The organism is Nocardiopsis sp. JB363 (assembly GCF_900143625.1).
GTDB lineage: Bacteria > Actinomycetota > Actinomycetes > Streptosporangiales > Streptosporangiaceae > Nocardiopsis.
Genome location: NZ_FRFF01000040.1, coordinates 70,715 through 86,297, shown reverse-complemented (window position 1 = coordinate 86,297; position 15,583 = coordinate 70,715). Strand labels below are relative to the sequence as shown.

Sequence of the window (15,583 nt, the reverse complement as noted above, 5' to 3'; positions counted from 1 at the left end):
TTCTCCTCGGATGGGTCAGAGCGAGGTGACTCGCCCCGATGATTCGTGCCAGGGGATGGCGACCCTGCGGATCGCAGAGACGACGGCGTAGAGGACGAACCCCATGAGGGTCATCACGATCACCGTGGCGAAGAGCTGGTCCGTGCGCATTCCGGCGAGCATGACGACCGCCAGAGCCCCCAGGCCGTCGTCGCCGCCGAGGAATTCGCCCACGATGGCGCCGGTGATGGCGAAGACGACCCCCAGTTCGACCCCGGTCAGCACAAAGGGAAGGGATGATGGGATGTCAAGAGAGATGATTCTTTTCCACCAGGGCGCTCTGATGACCTTCATCAGGTCGCGGTGGCCGGGATCGATCGAGCGGATTCCCAGAATCGTGTTCTGCATGACCACGAAGAAGGAGATGATCGCGGCCATGAAGATTTTGGAGGCGATCCCGAAACCGAACCACAGCAGGACCAGGGGAACGATGGCGACCTTGGGTACCACCTGGGTCGCCACCAGGAAGGGCGCGGAGATCTTTTCCAGAAGGTGCATCTTCCCGAGGACGATGCCCAGCCCCACGCCGACCACCACGGCGATGATGAAGCCCATCACCGTCGAGTAGAAGGTGTAGTAGGCGGCCTCGTAGAGCATGTCGCGCCCCAGGAGTTCGAACAGGGCCCCACCGACGGCCTCGGGTGGGGGAACCGTCAGGGCTCCGACCCCGGAAATCACGGTGTAGAGCTTCCAGGCTCCGAGCAGGAGCAGAAGCAGGACCGGGGTGGTGACCCAGAGTATCCAGCGCGATTCCATCAGGCGGCGGCGACGCAACCGACGCAGGTCCGCTCGTGCTACCTCGGACACAGCCGCCATACATACCTCCCAGGGGACCAACCAAATGTTCCGCTCAGAGGAACGGTGTTCCTCTTAAAACAAAGGCTAGGCCGAACCAAGGAGACGGTCAAGAGAACGACCACCCCTTTCTGCCTTTCGTCGTTAAGTCCATGTTCCCCTGGGGGATTCTTCGCGAAAGAGCACAGGGCCAACACGAAGGGTGACTTGACCAGCCAAGACAGCAGGAGGCCAGAAGAGCACAAAAGAGGGAAAATTGCACGCATTACTTTCTGTTCCGCTAGCGGGAACAGCTTGGATGGGCATGCGTCGAGAGCGCCGAAGGGCGCTCGTCAGAGAAAAACAGAAACCGCGCTCGACGATCAGACCGCTGAGCGGAACCCCAATCCGTTGGAGACCGCCTTGGCCGCCTCGACGACCACCGGCCCCAAGGCTTCGGCGGCCTCCCCACGCATACGGTTCAAGGGACCACAGATCGACAGAGAGCCGTAGACATGGCCCCTGGCGTCGAAGACGGGCGCGGCCACCGAACCGGCGTCGGCCCGGCGCTCCCCCGAGCTGACCGCGAACCCGCTTTCACGCACCGCGTCCCGGTCGGCGGAGATGCGTTCCCGGACCTGGGCGTTCTCGGGACCGGCGAAGGACCGCTCCAGGTAGCGATCGAGCTCCTGCGAGGTCATGCCGGACAGGATGGCCCGGGACGACCCTCCCGTGTGCAGGGGCAGGAGCTTTCCCAGCGGGACCGCCATCCGGATCTCCTGTGGGGAGAGCACCTGGGAGAGGTACATGCGCTTGTCCCCGTAACGGACCGAGAAGGTGGCGGTCTCGGAGCTGTACTCGACCAGCGCTTCCAGGTGTGGACGCACGATCTCGGGCACCTCCATGCGGGCGAGGGCGGACAGGCCCACGCTCACGGCGGCCGGACCCAGGCGATAACGCCGGGTCCTCTCGTCCATCTGGAAGAAACCGTCGGCCACCAGGGCCCGCACCACCCGGTGCACGACCGTCTTGCTCAGGTCCAGCGAACGCGCGAGCTCGGAGACCCCCACGTCGGGACTCTCGGACTCGGCGACGGCGAAGATGATCTGCAACGCACGACGCACCCCGCTCGCGCCCTGACGATCGTCCGCGCGCTCGGAGGGGTCGTGGGAAGCCGACGACGAACTCATGGGGCACCTCGGATCATCGTGGGTGGAGGGGTGGCCGCTCGTGTCACACGACAATAGGGCAACGGCGGACCACCGGGGCCTCCTCTTGCCAAAGCGGCGCGGCTCATGGATTAATGAGCGCCCATGGAACGAACGACGCTGGTGGTGGGCGGGCTCGGCGGTATCGGCAGGGCCTGTGTCGAGGAGTTCGAACGGCTGGGCCACCGCGTGGTGGTGGCCGATCGCGCCCTGGGACACGACGCCTGCGACCCGGAGGTGATCCTGGGTCTGATCGAGGGAGTGGAAGCCCTGGACAACGTGGTGCACGCCGCGGGGTCCGTGGGTTCGGGGGGCATCGAGAAGGAGGGCCCCGAGCAGTGGCGCACCGTACTCGACGACAATCTGGTGTCGGCGCTGGCGGTGTCCCAGGCGGTGATCCCCTCCCTGCGAGAGGAGGCCTCCATGGTGCTGTTCAGCTCGGTGAACGGACGACATGGCGGTAACAGGCTCTCCGGCCCCGCCTACGCGTCGGCCAAGGCCGGCCTCCTCGGCCTGGCCCGCCACCTGGCCAAGGACCTCGCACCGCGCGGGGTGCGCGTCAACGCCGTGGCCCCGGGCCCCGTGCGCACTCCGATGGTGGACCGACTGACCGAGACGGAGTGGGACGACCTCCTCTCCTCGATCCCGTTGAACAGGGTCAGCGAGCCCGAGGAGATCGCCGGCACCGTGTCCTGGCTGTGCTCACCGGCCGCCGCGTCGGTGACGGGAACCGTGATCGACGTCAACGGCGGAATGTGGATGGGCTGAGGCCGGAGCCGAGTTGTCCACAGGCTCGAAATTCGCTCTTGCGGCGGGGTGGGGCGGTGGCGGAAGGTGGGGTTCCACCACCCCGCCCTGGAGGTCACATGTCCGTTCCGGAGGTCGACGCCCTGGTGTTCGACGTATTGGGCACGCTCGTCGACGAGCCCGCGGGGCTGCGCGCCGGCATCGCCGGGCTCGATCCCTCCCTCGGCCCCGAGGAGGTCGACGGGCTGCGAGACCTGTGGCAGCGGCACGTGGCGTGCGAGGAACGGCGGATCCTCGACGGGGAACGCCCCTACGAGGTCGGCGACGTCCTGGACCGGGAGGCGGCCGGGGTCGTGGCCGAGGCCGCCGGGGTCGCGGGCGCCCACGTGACGACCCTGGCGTCGGCGGGGCGACGGGTCCCACCGTGGCCGGACAGTGTGGCCGGACTGGAGCGGCTGGCCGGGCGGTACCCGTTGATCGGGTTGTCCAACGCGGGCCGGGCGGCGTTCCTGAGAATCAACGCCCACGCGGGATTGCGCTGGCACCAGGCGCTCTCGGCCGAGGAGGCGCGGACCTACAAGCCGGATCCGGAGGTCTACCGGCTGGCGGTGACGGCCTCCGGGCGGCCGGCCGAGAGGCTGCTCATGGTGGCCGCGCACGCCTGGGACCTGCGCGGGGCGCAGAAGCTGGGAATGCGGACGGCGTACGTGGCCCGTCCGGTGGGCGACCCGCCCACCTCGGCGGACCGGTTCGACCTGCACGCCGAGGGTCTGGAAGATCTGGCCGACCGTCTCGGGGTGGACTGACCGGGTAGGCGGATCGCTCTTGCGGCGGGGTGTCCCATCGTCATACCTTTTTGCCTGGTTCAGCGGGTTCGACGGAGTGGGAGCGGCATGAGGATTCTTGTGGTGGGCGCCGGGGCGGTCGGTGGGTACTTCGGTGCGCGGCTGGTCAAGGCCGGGCGGGACGTCGACTTCCTGGTGCGACCGGCCCGAGCCGAGCGGCTTCGCGACCAGGGGCTGGTGCTGCGCACGCTGGAGGGAGAGACCGAGAGCGTGCCCGTACGTGCGGTCACCGCGGGCGAGCTCACCCCCGAGTACGACGTGGTCCTGCTGGCGGTCAAGTCCTACGGGCTGGAGGAGGCCGTGGCCGACCTGGCCGGGGCGGTGGGCCCACGGACCGTCGTGGTGCCCTTCCTCAACGGCATGCGACACCTGGACGTGCTCACCGCGCGCTTCGGCGAGGACCGCGTCTACGGCGGGGTGAGCATGGTGATGGCCCGTCTGGGAGAGGCCGGGGAGATCGTCGAGGTCGGCAAGATGGGCGAGCTGATCTACGGGCCGTTGGGGCCGAGCCCCGTGGTGGAGCTCGACCGGGTGCACAAGGCCCTGGACGGCGCCGGTTTCACCGCTCGGGCGGCCGAGGACATCCGGCAGCAGATGTGGGACAAGTGGGTGTTCCTGGCCAGCCTGGGCGCCGCCACCTGTCTGATGCGCGCCCCCATCGGCCGGGTCAACCGGGCCCCGGGCGGCTCGGAGTTCAGCGCCGGGATGTTCGCCGAGGCGATGGCGGTGGCCACCGCCTCCGGGTTCCCACCGAGTGAACGCATCCGGACCTTCGCCGACAAGGCCATCGGCGACACCGAACGCGACACCTCCACGTCCATGCACTGGGACCTGACCCACGGCAACCCGGTGGAGGGCGACCACATCGTCGGTGACCTGGTCGGACGCGGTCGGGAGTCGGGGGTTCCCACACCGCTGCTCTCCTTGGCCCACACGCACCTGAGCGTGTACTCGGCCACGCGCGAAGACCGACGGACCTGATCTTTTCGCGAACCCACGGCACCGAAGGCATCACCCTTGGTAGTTTTCCCCTGCTCGGCGCACCTTCGCCCGGGCACACCGAGGAGAGGACGATCCCATGGGCACGCCCCGCGCACAGTCGGCACAACACCTGCCCGAGGTCCACACCGAACTGACACGGCTCCGCGCGATCGTGGCCGCCGCCCTCGACGAGGACCTGCACGCTCTCGTCGACCTGCGGGCCTCCCTGCTCAACGGCTGCGCCTTCTGCGTCGACCTGCACACCGACGCGGCGCTGAAGGCGGGCATGTCCGCGCAACACGTGTCCCTGGTGGCCGCCTGGCGCGAGGCCGGCGCCCATTTCACCGAGGTCGAACGTGCCGTCCTGGGGGTCGTGGACGCCCTCACCCGGCTCGGCGAGAACGGTCTGCCGGATGAGGTCTACGCGCGGGCCGCCGAGCACCTGTCGGAGCGGGAGATGGTCGCCCTCATCAGCGCCGTCGGCTTGATCAACCTCTACAACCGGTTGGGGGTGGGCACCGGGCTGACCCCGCCCGTGGGCTGATCCCACCTTCCAGCGCTAGGGACGGCGCCCTCGTACGGAGTAGATCAGGCAGGAACAGGCCCGGAACGAGGGGTCGGCCAACAGTGCGCGCACGTCGGCGAGCCGTTCGTCCGTCATGCCCTCGCGCACGAAGGCGTCACGTAGGTGCCGGGTGTGGTGGGAGATGAGGTGGACGCCCGGGGAGTCGGCGTCCCACAGCTCCACGTGCGGGCGCGGATCGACGTCGACCAGCCCGGCCCGGCGCATCGCCTCACCGGCGTCGCGCCCCCAGGCGGGGTCGGCGCCGGCCCGGCGCATCAGGGCGATCTTCGCCGCCAGGAACTCCTCGTACAGTGCGCGGGCCTCGGGGTCGGGCATGAGCAGGGACGGCCCGTAGGTGATGTCGAACTCGTCCAGTTGCAGCACCCCGCCCGGTTTGAGGGCGCGCACCAACCGGTCCAGTACCTCCAGGCGTTCGGGCAGGTGCAGCAGCACCAGACGCGAGTGGATCAGGTCGAAGGAGGCTTCCGGCAGCGGGTCGCGGGTGACGTCGTGTCGCCACACCGACATCCCCTCCACGGGGGTGATGTGGTCGGGCTTGATGTCGGTGGCCACGACCTCGCCGCCGGGGGCGACCCGTCGCGCCAACCAGTGGGCGACTCCGCCGCCCCCGGCGCCCACCTCCAGGCAACGCCATCCGGGGCCGACCCCGGTCTCGGCGAGCCTGCGGGTGCTCAAGGGGTCGTAGGCGGCGGCCAGGAACCGGTGCTGGTCGTCGGCGTTCTCGTTGTGGTTGTCGAAGACGTAACCGGCTTCGGCGGGGACGGTGCTCGTCATCGGGTTTCTCCTGAGAGTACGGTCGGTCGGTCTCGGACCGCGTCGGCCGCCATCCGGGTCAGCGTGGAGGTGCACGTCTTCCCGGTCGGGCCGAGCGGTAGCGCGGGCAGGAACACCACGTGTTCGGGCAGGGCCCGAACGTCCATCCCCTGCCGGTCGCGCAGGTGGAGGAGCAGGTCGCGGGACGTGGGCGGGTCCACGCCGGGCAGCGGGCAGACACAGGCGCACATGCGTTCGCCCAGGTCGGGGTCGGGCACGGGAACGCACTGCGCCTCGGCCAGCGCGGGGTGGGCCGCCAAGGCGCGCTCCACCTCCGAGGGGAAGAGGGTGACACCGCCCCGGATCACCGTGCGACGCAACCGGTCCACGACCCACAGGGTGCCGTCGGCGTCCAGACGGCCGGCGTCACCGGTGCGCACCCATCCCTGGGCGGTTCGTCCGCGCGCGTCGAGTGCGGGGTCCGCGACGTGACACAGGGGCGTCATCGGTCCCCTGGCCAGGATCTCGCCGACCTCCCCCGTCGGCACCGGGTTCCCCGCCCGGTCGCACACCCGGATCCGGGCGACTTCCGGGGCGGGCCGGCCGGCCATGCCCGGTTCCCATCCGTCGGGGTCGTGCGCGGTGTGGCAGTTCACCCCGTCGGTGGATCCGTAGACGTTGATCACGGGTCGGTCGAAGCGCCGCCTGCACAGGTCCCGCACGTCCTGGTGCAGGGGCGCCCCGCTGGCCACCAGGGCGCGCAGCGACGAGGCGTCGACGGTCTCCGCCACCAGGGCCACGCGCCGCAACATGGTGGGCACGCCGATCAGATGGGTGGGCCGGTGGCGTTCGATGGAGCGCAGGACCTCCGTGGGATCGAACCGTCCCGGAACGATGAGGGTCGCCCCCAGCCGGATCAGGGACACCAGGCCCAACGAGCCGAAGGAGGAGGCCAGGGGAACCGGGATCAGCGCGCGGACGGGGTCGGTGCCCAACAGCGCCCGTGCGTAGTTGCCCCGCCCCCCGGCCATGGCGTCGTGGGAGTAGGCCACCATGCCCGGTGCGCCCTCCGACCCCGAGGAGACGAGGATGCGGGCGGGCGAGGCGGAATCGGGCCGTGCCGGTTCGGGGACCCCCGCGCGGGCGAGCGGCCCCTCGGGAATCAGATCCCCCGCCCCCACGCACCACAGGGGCCTCTCCCCCAGTTCGTCGGCCCGTCCGGGATCGGTGACCACGAGCGCGGCACGGGACCGATCCACCAGGGAGAGCACGTCGGGCCGGGAGCGCCCATAGGGGATCGGAAGGGCGACCGCGCCCAGGGCGGCGATGGCGAGTTCGACGGCGATCGCGTCCCGGCCATCGGGAAGCAGCACCGCGATGACGTCGCGCTCACCGCGTCCGTGAGCGGTCAGGGCGGCGGCGGCCCGTCCGACCCACGCGGCCAGCCCGGCGCGGTCCAGGCCACCGTGGGCGTCCACGATCGCTTCGCGCGCGGGGTCCTCGCGCACGGTGTCCAGGAACAGGGAGTACAGGTCCCGTCCCGGGCACACCCCCTCCCGCACCCATCGCGCACGCGGTTCGGCGGGCACGAGGTCGGGCAGGGCCAGGCCCGCCGAGGACGTCCAGGTCATCGCCGCGCCTCCCCACCCGGGGGGCCTTCCAGGGGCGTGAACGTCCATGGCGCGCGGGGCAGGGCGACCCCGTGCTCCCTCGTGAACGCCTCGGGGAAGGTTCCGGCGACCGTTTCCGGCCGCGCGACCGCTGGTGTCCCGCCCTTGGCCAGGTGGGCGGTGCCGCGTCCGGCCCGCCGAAGCAGGCGGGCCGCGTCGACCAACGCCGTACGGCCGGCGACCCCGACACCCGTGCGGGTACGCAGCAACAGACCGGCCAGAGCGGCCTCGGCCGCCAGGAAGGCGCCGAGCACGTCGGTGAGGGTGATCAGGGACGGCGCGGGCTCCGCGTCGCCGTCGACCAGCAGGTCGGCGATCCCGCCGTGGGCCTGGACCGAGAAGTCGGTGGCCGGCGCACCGGGGTCGGGTTCCTCACCGGCCCAGCCGTCGGCGTGGACGTGCACCAGGCCCGGGGCGCGAGCGGTGAGGTCGTCCACGCCCAACCCGAACCGTTCGGCCCGGCCGGGCGGCCAGTTGTAGAGCAGGACGTGCCCTCGCGCGGCCAGGTCGCCCGCCGCGCCACGGCCCTCGGCGGTCCTCAGGTCGCACTCGATGGCGTCCTTGCCCCGGTTGAACGCGGCGAAGCGGGCCGAGACCCCACCGGCCAGGGGCGGTACCCCGCGCATGGGGTCACCGCCTGGCGGTTCGATCCGGACCGTGTCGGCGCCCATCAGTGTCAGCAGCAGCCCCGCCAGGGGGCCTTGGACCCGGTTGGTGGCCTCCACCAGACGCAGTCCGGCCAGCGGCCCCGTTCCGGTGTCGGGCCAGGGGGGAAGGGGCTCACCCGGTGTGGCGTCCAGACCTCGCAGCCGCCAGGGCGAGGTCGGTCCCTCGTCGGTGTTGTCCTCGGGCGCGCGCACGGGGACGACCCCCACCGCGCACTCGCGGGCGACGTCGCGCACGAGCGCGAACGGTCGCGCGGCGAGGATGTCGAACAGCGCTCGGGGCAGCGGGCACACGGCGGTGGCGAAGCGTCGTTGGAACGGCGCCCATCCGGTGGCGATCACCTCCATGGGCGCACCCAACGTCTCCCAGAACCGTAGCCACGCCTCGGGGTCCAGGGTCTCGATCTCGAAGCGGACCCCGTCCGAGGAACCGAACGGCGGCGCCTGCCCCGCGTGCGCGACGAACGGTGTCCCCGGTGTCGCGGTGGCCGGGGCGACGTAGTGGGCGATCGCCGTCAACGCCGCCCCGGCCACCGACACCGATCCGCGCAGCGCCGGACCACCGCGTTCCAGGGTCAGCACCGTCGCCATCACCGCCTGGGCCGCCAGCACACCCGCGCACACCGACGCGTAGTCGATCGGCAGGAACCGGTCCTCGCCCCGGGACCGGCCGTGCAGGTGCGCCAGGCCGCACGCGGCCTGCACGTCGCGTTCGTCCCTCAGGGGCACCGAAGGGGTCGACCACCCGATGTCGCACCCCAGGGTCGGTCCCGCGGGATCGGTGAGCAGGTCGATCCGTCCGGCGGATCCGGGCGCGAGCGAGGTCTCCCCCACCCGTTCGATCGCACAGCCCAGTTCCCGCAACCGGGACGCCGCCACACGCACCGGCACGGTGTCGCCCACGGCCCACGCCGGGGTCCCCGCCAACGGGGCCGCGCGGACCCGCGTCGTTATCACGTCCACCGACCCGTCCCACGACCGTCGGCGGGCAGACCCAGCTTCTCCCGCAACGCGCTCCGCCGGACCTTCCCGGTTCCGGTGCGCGGCAGTTCGTCCCAGGTCACGACCATCGGGTCGGCCATGGTCGGCAGGTCCTCGACCGCCACTTTCCAATCCCCCAGGTCCAGGGTGCCGTCCTCGGTGGCCACCACCGGGACGGGCGGCCCGTCGGTCACACCCAACACGAGGCATTCCAGTGCCCGGGGGAGTCGTTCGTCGACGACGTCCTCGATCTCCAGGCACCCGCCCTCGGTCAGGGCGTCCACCTCGCGGTCCACCAAGCGGACCGCGCCGGTGCGGTCGATGGAGCCGATGTCGCCGGTGCCCCACCAGGGGCCGACGAGCTTGTCCCGCCAGCGACCCTCCTCACCGACGTAGCCCAGGCACAGGGCTTCGGTACGGCAGAACAACAGGCCGGGCGTGCCCGGCGGGAGGGGGCGCAGGGTCCGCGGGTCCACGGCTCGGAGCCGGGTCCGACCCGGGATCGGACGGCCCAGGTCGCGGGTGGTGGCTCCGACCCCCTGGCTCCGCGAGAGCGAGCGGCGCGTGAAGAAGCGGAAGGTCAGCGGTCCCGTCTCGCTCTGGCCCCAGCCCTGCATCCACACCGGGGCGCGGCGTTCGCTGGCGTTCAGGAACGTGCGGACGGTGGAGGGATGTACGGCGTCGAAGGTGCTGACGAACAGTCGCACGCGTTGGAGCCCCTCCCATCGCCGGTCCTCGTCGAGGTGGTGCTGCCAACGCGCCAGGGTGGCGGGCTGGGCCTCCAGAACGGTGGGGCGATGCAGACGCAGCGCGGGTTCGGCCTCCGCCCGGTCGGATGAGGTGATCACCGAGAGCGCGTCGGGGGACAGCCACAGCACCCCGGCGGTCCAGGCCAGGGCACGGCCGTGGGCGAAGGAGAACGAGGAGGTGACGGTGTCGTCGCGGCGACTGCCCAGGATCGGCCACCGGTGTGATTCGAACCCGGCCAGTCTGCGCATGAGGGTCCGGGTGGAGTGCACGGCCAGTTTCGGCACCCCGGTGGTGCCGGAGGTGTGCATGATCGCCAGTGGGGCGTCCAGGTGCGGACGGCGCGGTGGAGGCGCGTTTCCACCGCGCACGTCGTCGAGGGTGAGCGCGCCCTCGACCGTCCCGTCCACCACCAGGGTCCGGGCCGCGTGGAGCGAGGGGTCGTGTCCGGCGTCTCGCGCCCCACGGAGCAGGGCGGTGTCGGTGACCAACAACGCCGGGTCCGACCTGCGCAGCAGGATCGCCAGGGTCGACGGCGCCAGGTGGGCCGACAGCGAGACGGGCACCGCTCCCATGCGCGCGGCGGCGCACGCGAGCAGCACGTAGTCCCAGTGGTTGCGCTTGGCGATGGCCACACGGTCACCCGACCGGACGCCGGCCTGGGCGAACCAGCCACAGATCCGAAGGACCAGGCTCCGAGCACCCGGTACGTCGAGTTCGACGCCCGCCTCCGGAGCGATGTCCAGGGGCCGGCTCAGGCGCACGGCGGTGGTGGATCCGCGCACGGTCAGGTCATCGAAGAGGGTGCCCAGGTGGATGGGTTTGCTCGGTATCACAGTGCCTCGATCGGAGTGGGTGCGCGGGTCGCGGTGAGGAAGGCGAAGACGCGTTCGGCCGCCGTGTAGGCCGAGGCCACCGCCCCCTCGCTACAGGGACGTGAGGAGATCCAGTCCCCCGCGTAGTCGACGGCCGCCGGCGGGCGGTCGACGAAGGCGGGACGCGCGGACATCGTGTGCGCTTCGGGCAGGGGCAGGCCGTGCCGGAAACGGTGCGTGACCGTCCCGCGCACGCGCGCCGTCGCTCCGGGCAGGTAACGCTCGACCCTCTCCAGCAACCGCCGGTCCACCTCGTCGTCAGGGGCGTCCATCAGGTCCCGCGCCGCCGTGGGGGTGGCGATCAGGGAGATCAGGCCTCGACCCCTCGGCGCTCGGCCGGGGTGTTTGGCGTGGTCGATGGTGACCACCCCGATCCGGGGGTCGTCGGGCACCAGGTGGGCGAAGCCTCGGCGTGCCCCGCGCGGGGACAGTGGCGCGTCCAGCATCAGGGACAGCCGGAGCATCGGCGCGTATCCACAGGCCGCCAGGTAGGCGCGTTCGGCCGCCGGGGCGTCGGGGTACAGGCCCGCCGCGACGGGGGCCGGCACGGCCAGGACGGCCGTCCGGGCGGTGAGCGCGCCTCTCGGTGAGTCCAGGCGTACCCCGTCCGGGCCGGGGGCGAGCGCCGTGACCGGGTGGCCGGTGCGCACGTCGAGCCGGGCGGCCAGGGCCCGCGGCAGGGTGTCCATCCCGTCCCGGTAGGTGCGCCAGGTCGCGGTGCTGCCGGCGGAGGCCAGGTGGGCGGCGAAGGGGGCGGCGGCGGCCCGTTCCGCGGGCCAGCCGAAGAACCCCGCCGCCAGTGGACCCAGCAGCCGTTCGCGCAACTGCGGGTGGTGGGTGCGCAGGAGGTCGGCGATGGTCGCCTCCCCTGTCCCCGCCCTCTCGGGGTGTTCAGGGTCCGGATCGGACCGACCCAGGTCCAGTTGCAGGCGTGCCAGGTCCAGGCGGGCGCTCGGGGACAGACCCATCCCGGTGAGCAAACCCAGGGGACGCCCCGCGTGACGGTGGGATCGTCCCTTCCACCACACCGACAGGGCGTCGCGCACCAGAGGGATCGCTTCGGGATCGTGGTCCAGTCCCATGGCGCGGATGAGCCGCCAGGTCGCCGGATAGGCGTCGGCCGAGGGGATCATCTCGGCGCCGGTGTCGATGAGGTGGCCGTCGGTGCGCAGGGTGCGCATGCGTCCGCCCACTTCTTCGGCGGACTCCAGGACCCGGACCGTGCACCCGGCGGCGGTCAGCAGATGCGCCGTCGCCAGTCCGGCGGGGCCGGCGCCCACCACCGCCACGTCGATCGGTGTGCTCACGCCGCTCCCGTCAGGAACGCGACGGCCAGGTTGGCGCCGATGAGCAGGACCACCGCGACGCGGTGGGTGTGGATGGCCATCCGCCGGGCCCGCAGGATGTCGCCGCGGACGAACCCGATGAAGAGTTGCATCATCCGCATCGCGATGACGGGCAGCAGCACCACGGGGAACCACCACGGGGCGATGCCGAACAGGTGCGAGCCGGTGACCAGTAGGGTCTCCACGGCGGTGAGCGCGATGATGAAGATCGAGTTGACGCGCGGGGAGACCTTCGTGGCGACGGTGATGCGCCCGGCGGCCCGGTCCCCGTCGGCGTCGTTGGTGTTGGAGTACAGACCGAAGATCATCGGGCCGCCGCCGAAGATCAACGCCTGGACGACGACGAACCCGTCGACGTGCCCGACGAGCAGTCCGTAGGGCACCAGCACCCAGCCCACGCCCAGGCCGACGAGGAAGATCTCCTGGAAGCCCCGGTAGCTGATCTTCAGCCCCCAGGAGTACTGGACCGACGCGACCAGGCACAGGGCGGCGCCGATGACGGCCCACAGCGGCCGGTGCGGGGCCAGCGCCACCACCAGGGTCCACAGGACGACGCTCGCGATGGTCGCGGACCGACCGAAGCGCAGTGCCTGGGGTTCGGTGAGGGTCCCGGCGACCAGGGGTTTGCGGGCCAATCGGCGGCGGGCGGCGTCGGATCCGTAGTTGGCGGCGTCGGATCCGTCCCGGTATCCGGTGACGTCGTCGAAGGCGACCATGGCGGCCACCACCGCGATCTCGGCGACCAGGATGAGCAGGAGGAGTCCGACCGTGTCCACGCGCATGCCCAGCAGAGGCAGCGTCAGGGCGAACACCAGGGGCAGGCCGATGTAGTAGTCGACGATGTCGAGCTTGGCCAGCCGGGCGTAGGTTCCCAGAGTGGGCCGTGGCGGGGCCGAGGAGGTGGAGGACGGGCCGGGGGCGGGCGACGCGGAGGGCGCGGTCACATGTTCGGTCAACGTGTACTCCCGTGGACGAACGAGCGGACGGCATCGGCCACGTGTTCGACGCGGGCGTCGCTCAGGTGCGGATACAGGGGCAGGGAGATGTTGCGGCGGGCGGCTTCCGACGCCCGGGGCCAGTGCCCGCCGGGGCAGGCGTGCTCGCTGAAGGCCGGTTGTTCGGGCAGGATCCGCGGGTAGTAGACGTGGGTGGCGATCCCCTGGGCGGCCAAGTGGTCGCGCAGGCCCTCGCGGTCCTCGCACAGGAGCGTGTAGACGTAGGGGAATCGACCGTCCCCGCCCACAGGTGGCGCGACGACACCGGCGTCGGCCAGATCGGCGAGACGCTCGGAGTAGTACGAACAGATCTCGGTACGGCGGTCGACGCGCTCGGTGAGGCCGGCCATACGGTGCAGCTGGAAGGCGGCCATCACCTCGTCGAAGCGGCTGTTGTGGCCGACGTGGTGGTGCAGGAAGCGATTGCGCCCGTCCTGGCCGTGGTTGCGCAGCATCCGCACCCGCTCGGCGAGGTCGGTGTCGTCGGTGAGGACCACGCCTCCCTCACCCGGCATCCCGAAGATCTTGACCTGCACGAAGGAGTACACGCCCGCGTCGCCCCACCGGCCGGCGGGGCGGCCCGCGAGCACACCGCCCTGGGCGAGCGCGGAGTCCTCCACGAGTCGCACCCCCGCTCGGGAGGCCAGGGCGCGCAAACGCGGCATGTCGGCCATGACGGAGAACATGTGCGCGGGCATCAACGCCCGTGTCCGCTCGGTGACCAGGGCCTCGGCGTGCTCGGGGTCCATGGTCAACGCGCGCGGGTCGACGTCGGCGAACACCGGGGTCGCGCCCTGGGACAGGACCGTGCTCGCCAGCGGGGCGCACCCGAAGGCCGGGACGATGACCTCGTCACCGGGTCCGATGTCCATGGCGGAGAGGATCAGGGTGAGGGCGGAGGTCCCGCTGGAGCAGGCCACGACGTCGGAGGCGTCCAGGCGGGTGCGCAGCGCGTCCTCCAGCCGTGCGGTGCGCCGGCCCAGGATGAACTTCTGTTCGGGGTCGGTACCGACCTCGTACAGGGCCCCCAGGAGGGCGTCGCGGTCGGCCTCGAACAGGTCGGGCGCGAAGAACGGGATCGCCCGTTCGGCGGTGACGGTCATCGGGGTCCCCTTCCGGTGAGGAAGTGTTCGATCTCGTCGCAGACCCGGTCGACGTGGTCCTCGGTCAGGTCGGCGTAGAGCGGTAGCGCCACGGTCGATCGGCACACGGACTCGGCCCGTGGCGCGTCGCCCGGCCGGTACCCCAGATGGGTGAAGCACCGTTGCAGGTGCAGGGGGCCCGGATAGTAGACCTCGGTGCCGATACGCGCCGCCGTCAGGTGGGCGACGAGGCCGTCGCGGTCGTCCACCTCGATGAGGTGGACGTAGACCACGCGTTCCTCACCCGAGCGGGTGGGGACGTCGCCGGGGACGACCCGCACCCCGGGCAGTTCGCGCAACCGGGCGTCGTAGCGGCGGGAGAGCGCGGCGCGGTGTTCGATGTCGGCGTCCAGGTGGGCGAGCTTGGCCAGCAGCACCGCGGCCTGGAGGTCGTCCATCTTGCTGTTGCCGCCGGTGACGACCGTCGGGTTGGAGATGCCCGGGAACTCCGCCAGGGTGCGTCCGGAGCGGCCGTGGTGGCGCAGCATCCGCGCGGTGTCGGCGATGGCGTCGTCGTCGGTGAGCAGCGCGCCGGCGTCGCCGACGGCCCCCAGTGTCTTGGCGGGGAAGAAGGAGAGCACACCACCGGCGCCGAACAGGCCGGCGTGCACGTCGTTCGCGCGCATACCGATGGCCTCGGCGCTGTCCTCCACCACGGTGAGACCGTGGGCGCGGGCGACCCGGCCCACCCCGTCCATGTCGGCGAGCCGGTCGAAGAGGTGGACCGGCATGACCATGCGGGTGCGTTCGGTGACGGCGGCCTCGACGGAGTCGGGGTCGATGCCGTATCCGTGTTCCTCGATGTCGGCGAAGACGGGTACGCCGCCGGCGTGCACGACGGCGGTGGCGGTGGCGACGAACGTGTAGGCGGGGACGATCACCTCGTCACCGGGGCGCAGCCCGGCGGCCCGCAGCAACAGCACGAGGGCGTCGGTTCCGGAGTTGACGCCGACGACGTGGCGGGCGCCGGTGAAATCTTCCAGGGCGCGCTCGAATTCGGCGACCATGGAACCGTGGGAGAACTTACCGTCGTCCATGACGCGAACACAATTTTGTTCGATCTCCGGCCACAGTCTTCGAAAGGTCTCCGACTGGCCGAAGAAGGGCACACCCGTGTTCTCCCCGTCCCGTTCTCCGGCTGCCGGGGAGGAGAATGTCGTCTTCATTTATTTTGTTCCTTGGGACGGGGGCCCGGCCACGCGCGGGGGCGCGGCCGGACCGGAGGGGGT

General features: G+C 71.3%; 14 protein-coding genes. 4 read left to right on the top strand and 10 right to left on the bottom strand.

Translation table 11 applies throughout. The annotated features are described in order from the left end of the window. Positions 1-15: 15 nt before the first annotated feature. Positions 16-855 carry an ABC transporter permease gene (locus BQ8420_RS06390; protein ID WP_235005967.1) on the bottom strand — a complete coding sequence of 280 codons (840 nt, stop codon included), beginning with the start codon at positions 853-855 and terminating at the stop codon, positions 16-18. A 341-nt stretch (positions 856-1,196) separates the two neighbouring features. Continuing rightward, positions 1,197-2,003, bottom strand: coding sequence for an IclR family transcriptional regulator (locus tag BQ8420_RS06385; protein WP_087096878.1), 807 nt, complete (start codon positions 2,001-2,003; stop codon positions 1,197-1,199). Positions 2,004-2,126: 123 nt separating this feature from the next. Between BQ8420_RS06385 and BQ8420_RS06380 the strand changes: the two genes are divergently transcribed. The 4 genes from BQ8420_RS06380 to BQ8420_RS06365 all read left to right on the top strand — a co-directional run bounded on the left by BQ8420_RS06380 (position 2,127) and on the right by BQ8420_RS06365 (position 5,138). After that, positions 2,127-2,789 carry an SDR family NAD(P)-dependent oxidoreductase gene (locus tag BQ8420_RS06380; RefSeq protein ID WP_087096877.1) on the top strand — a complete coding sequence of 221 codons (663 nt, stop codon included), beginning with the start codon at positions 2,127-2,129 and terminating at the stop codon, positions 2,787-2,789. A gap of 98 nt (positions 2,790-2,887) precedes the next feature. Next, positions 2,888-3,574: a haloacid dehalogenase type II gene (locus BQ8420_RS06375; protein WP_087096876.1), complete on the top strand. Its 687-nt coding sequence runs from the start codon at positions 2,888-2,890 to the stop codon at positions 3,572-3,574. Positions 3,575-3,661: 87 nt separating this feature from the next. Next, on the top strand, positions 3,662-4,594 hold the full coding sequence (locus BQ8420_RS06370) for a ketopantoate reductase family protein (protein ID WP_200815826.1): 933 nt from the start codon (positions 3,662-3,664) through the stop codon (positions 4,592-4,594). 97 nt (positions 4,595-4,691) lie between these two features. Further along, a complete protein-coding gene (locus tag BQ8420_RS06365; RefSeq protein WP_087096875.1) occupies positions 4,692-5,138 on the top strand; it encodes a carboxymuconolactone decarboxylase family protein in 447 nt (148 codons plus the stop codon). A 15-nt stretch (positions 5,139-5,153) separates the two neighbouring features. Here BQ8420_RS06365 and BQ8420_RS06360 read toward each other — a convergent pair whose 3' ends face one another. Genes BQ8420_RS06360 through BQ8420_RS06325 form a run of 8 tightly spaced genes read right to left on the bottom strand, consistent with a single transcriptional unit; the run spans position 5,154 to position 15,520 of the window. Further along, positions 5,154-5,954, bottom strand: a complete 801-nt coding sequence (locus tag BQ8420_RS06360) for a methyltransferase domain-containing protein (RefSeq protein WP_087096874.1) — start codon at positions 5,952-5,954, stop codon at positions 5,154-5,156. Beyond that, positions 5,951-7,564, bottom strand: a complete 1,614-nt coding sequence (locus BQ8420_RS06355; RefSeq protein WP_087096873.1) for a class I adenylate-forming enzyme family protein — start codon at positions 7,562-7,564, stop codon at positions 5,951-5,953. Before BQ8420_RS06355 ends, BQ8420_RS06360 begins: the two co-directional genes overlap by 4 nt. Next, a complete protein-coding gene (locus BQ8420_RS06350) occupies positions 7,561-9,231 on the bottom strand; it encodes a CoA transferase (protein WP_235005966.1) in 1,671 nt (556 codons plus the stop codon). Before BQ8420_RS06350 ends, BQ8420_RS06355 begins: the two co-directional genes overlap by 4 nt. Next, positions 9,222-10,832: a class I adenylate-forming enzyme family protein gene (locus BQ8420_RS06345; RefSeq protein WP_087096872.1), complete on the bottom strand. Its 1,611-nt coding sequence runs from the start codon at positions 10,830-10,832 to the stop codon at positions 9,222-9,224. The genes BQ8420_RS06350 and BQ8420_RS06345 overlap by 10 nt, the downstream gene beginning before the upstream one ends. After that, positions 10,829-12,178: an NAD(P)/FAD-dependent oxidoreductase gene (locus BQ8420_RS06340; protein ID WP_087096871.1), complete on the bottom strand. Its 1,350-nt coding sequence runs from the start codon at positions 12,176-12,178 to the stop codon at positions 10,829-10,831. The genes BQ8420_RS06345 and BQ8420_RS06340 overlap by 4 nt, the downstream gene beginning before the upstream one ends. Next, complete coding sequence (locus BQ8420_RS06335) at positions 12,175-13,173, bottom strand: UbiA family prenyltransferase (RefSeq protein WP_087096870.1); 999 nt, start codon at positions 13,171-13,173, stop codon at positions 12,175-12,177. The genes BQ8420_RS06340 and BQ8420_RS06335 overlap by 4 nt, the downstream gene beginning before the upstream one ends. After that, on the bottom strand, positions 13,170-14,315 hold the full coding sequence (locus tag BQ8420_RS06330; RefSeq protein WP_087096869.1) for a DegT/DnrJ/EryC1/StrS aminotransferase family protein: 1,146 nt from the start codon (positions 14,313-14,315) through the stop codon (positions 13,170-13,172). Before BQ8420_RS06330 ends, BQ8420_RS06335 begins: the two co-directional genes overlap by 4 nt. Then, entirely contained in the window at positions 14,312-15,520 is a 1,209-nt protein-coding gene (locus BQ8420_RS06325) for a DegT/DnrJ/EryC1/StrS aminotransferase family protein (protein WP_087096868.1), read from the bottom strand. The genes BQ8420_RS06330 and BQ8420_RS06325 overlap by 4 nt, the downstream gene beginning before the upstream one ends. Between the last annotated feature and the right edge of the window lie 63 nt (positions 15,521-15,583).

Excerpts from the sequence above, each read along its gene's own strand:
- BQ8420_RS06330 (WP_087096869.1), bottom strand. The coding sequence starts at position 14,315 with ATGACCGTCACCGCCGAACGGGCGATCCCGTTCTTCGCGCCCGACCTG.
- BQ8420_RS06360 (WP_087096874.1), bottom strand. The coding sequence starts at position 5,954 with ATGACGAGCACCGTCCCCGCCGAAGCCGGTTACGTCTTCGACAACCAC.
- BQ8420_RS06385 (WP_087096878.1), bottom strand. The coding sequence starts at position 2,003 with ATGAGTTCGTCGTCGGCTTCCCACGACCCCTCCGAGCGCGCGGACGAT.
- BQ8420_RS06375 (WP_087096876.1), top strand. The coding sequence starts at position 2,888 with ATGTCCGTTCCGGAGGTCGACGCCCTGGTGTTCGACGTATTGGGCACG.
- BQ8420_RS06370 (WP_200815826.1), top strand. The coding sequence starts at position 3,662 with ATGAGGATTCTTGTGGTGGGCGCCGGGGCGGTCGGTGGGTACTTCGGT.
- BQ8420_RS06380 (WP_087096877.1), top strand. The coding sequence starts at position 2,127 with ATGGAACGAACGACGCTGGTGGTGGGCGGGCTCGGCGGTATCGGCAGG.
- BQ8420_RS06390 (WP_235005967.1), bottom strand. The coding sequence starts at position 855 with ATGGCGGCTGTGTCCGAGGTAGCACGAGCGGACCTGCGTCGGTTGCGT.
- BQ8420_RS06325 (WP_087096868.1), bottom strand. The coding sequence starts at position 15,520 with ATGAAGACGACATTCTCCTCCCCGGCAGCCGGAGAACGGGACGGGGAG.
- BQ8420_RS06355 (WP_087096873.1), bottom strand. The coding sequence starts at position 7,564 with ATGACCTGGACGTCCTCGGCGGGCCTGGCCCTGCCCGACCTCGTGCCC.
- BQ8420_RS06365 (WP_087096875.1), top strand. The coding sequence starts at position 4,692 with ATGGGCACGCCCCGCGCACAGTCGGCACAACACCTGCCCGAGGTCCAC.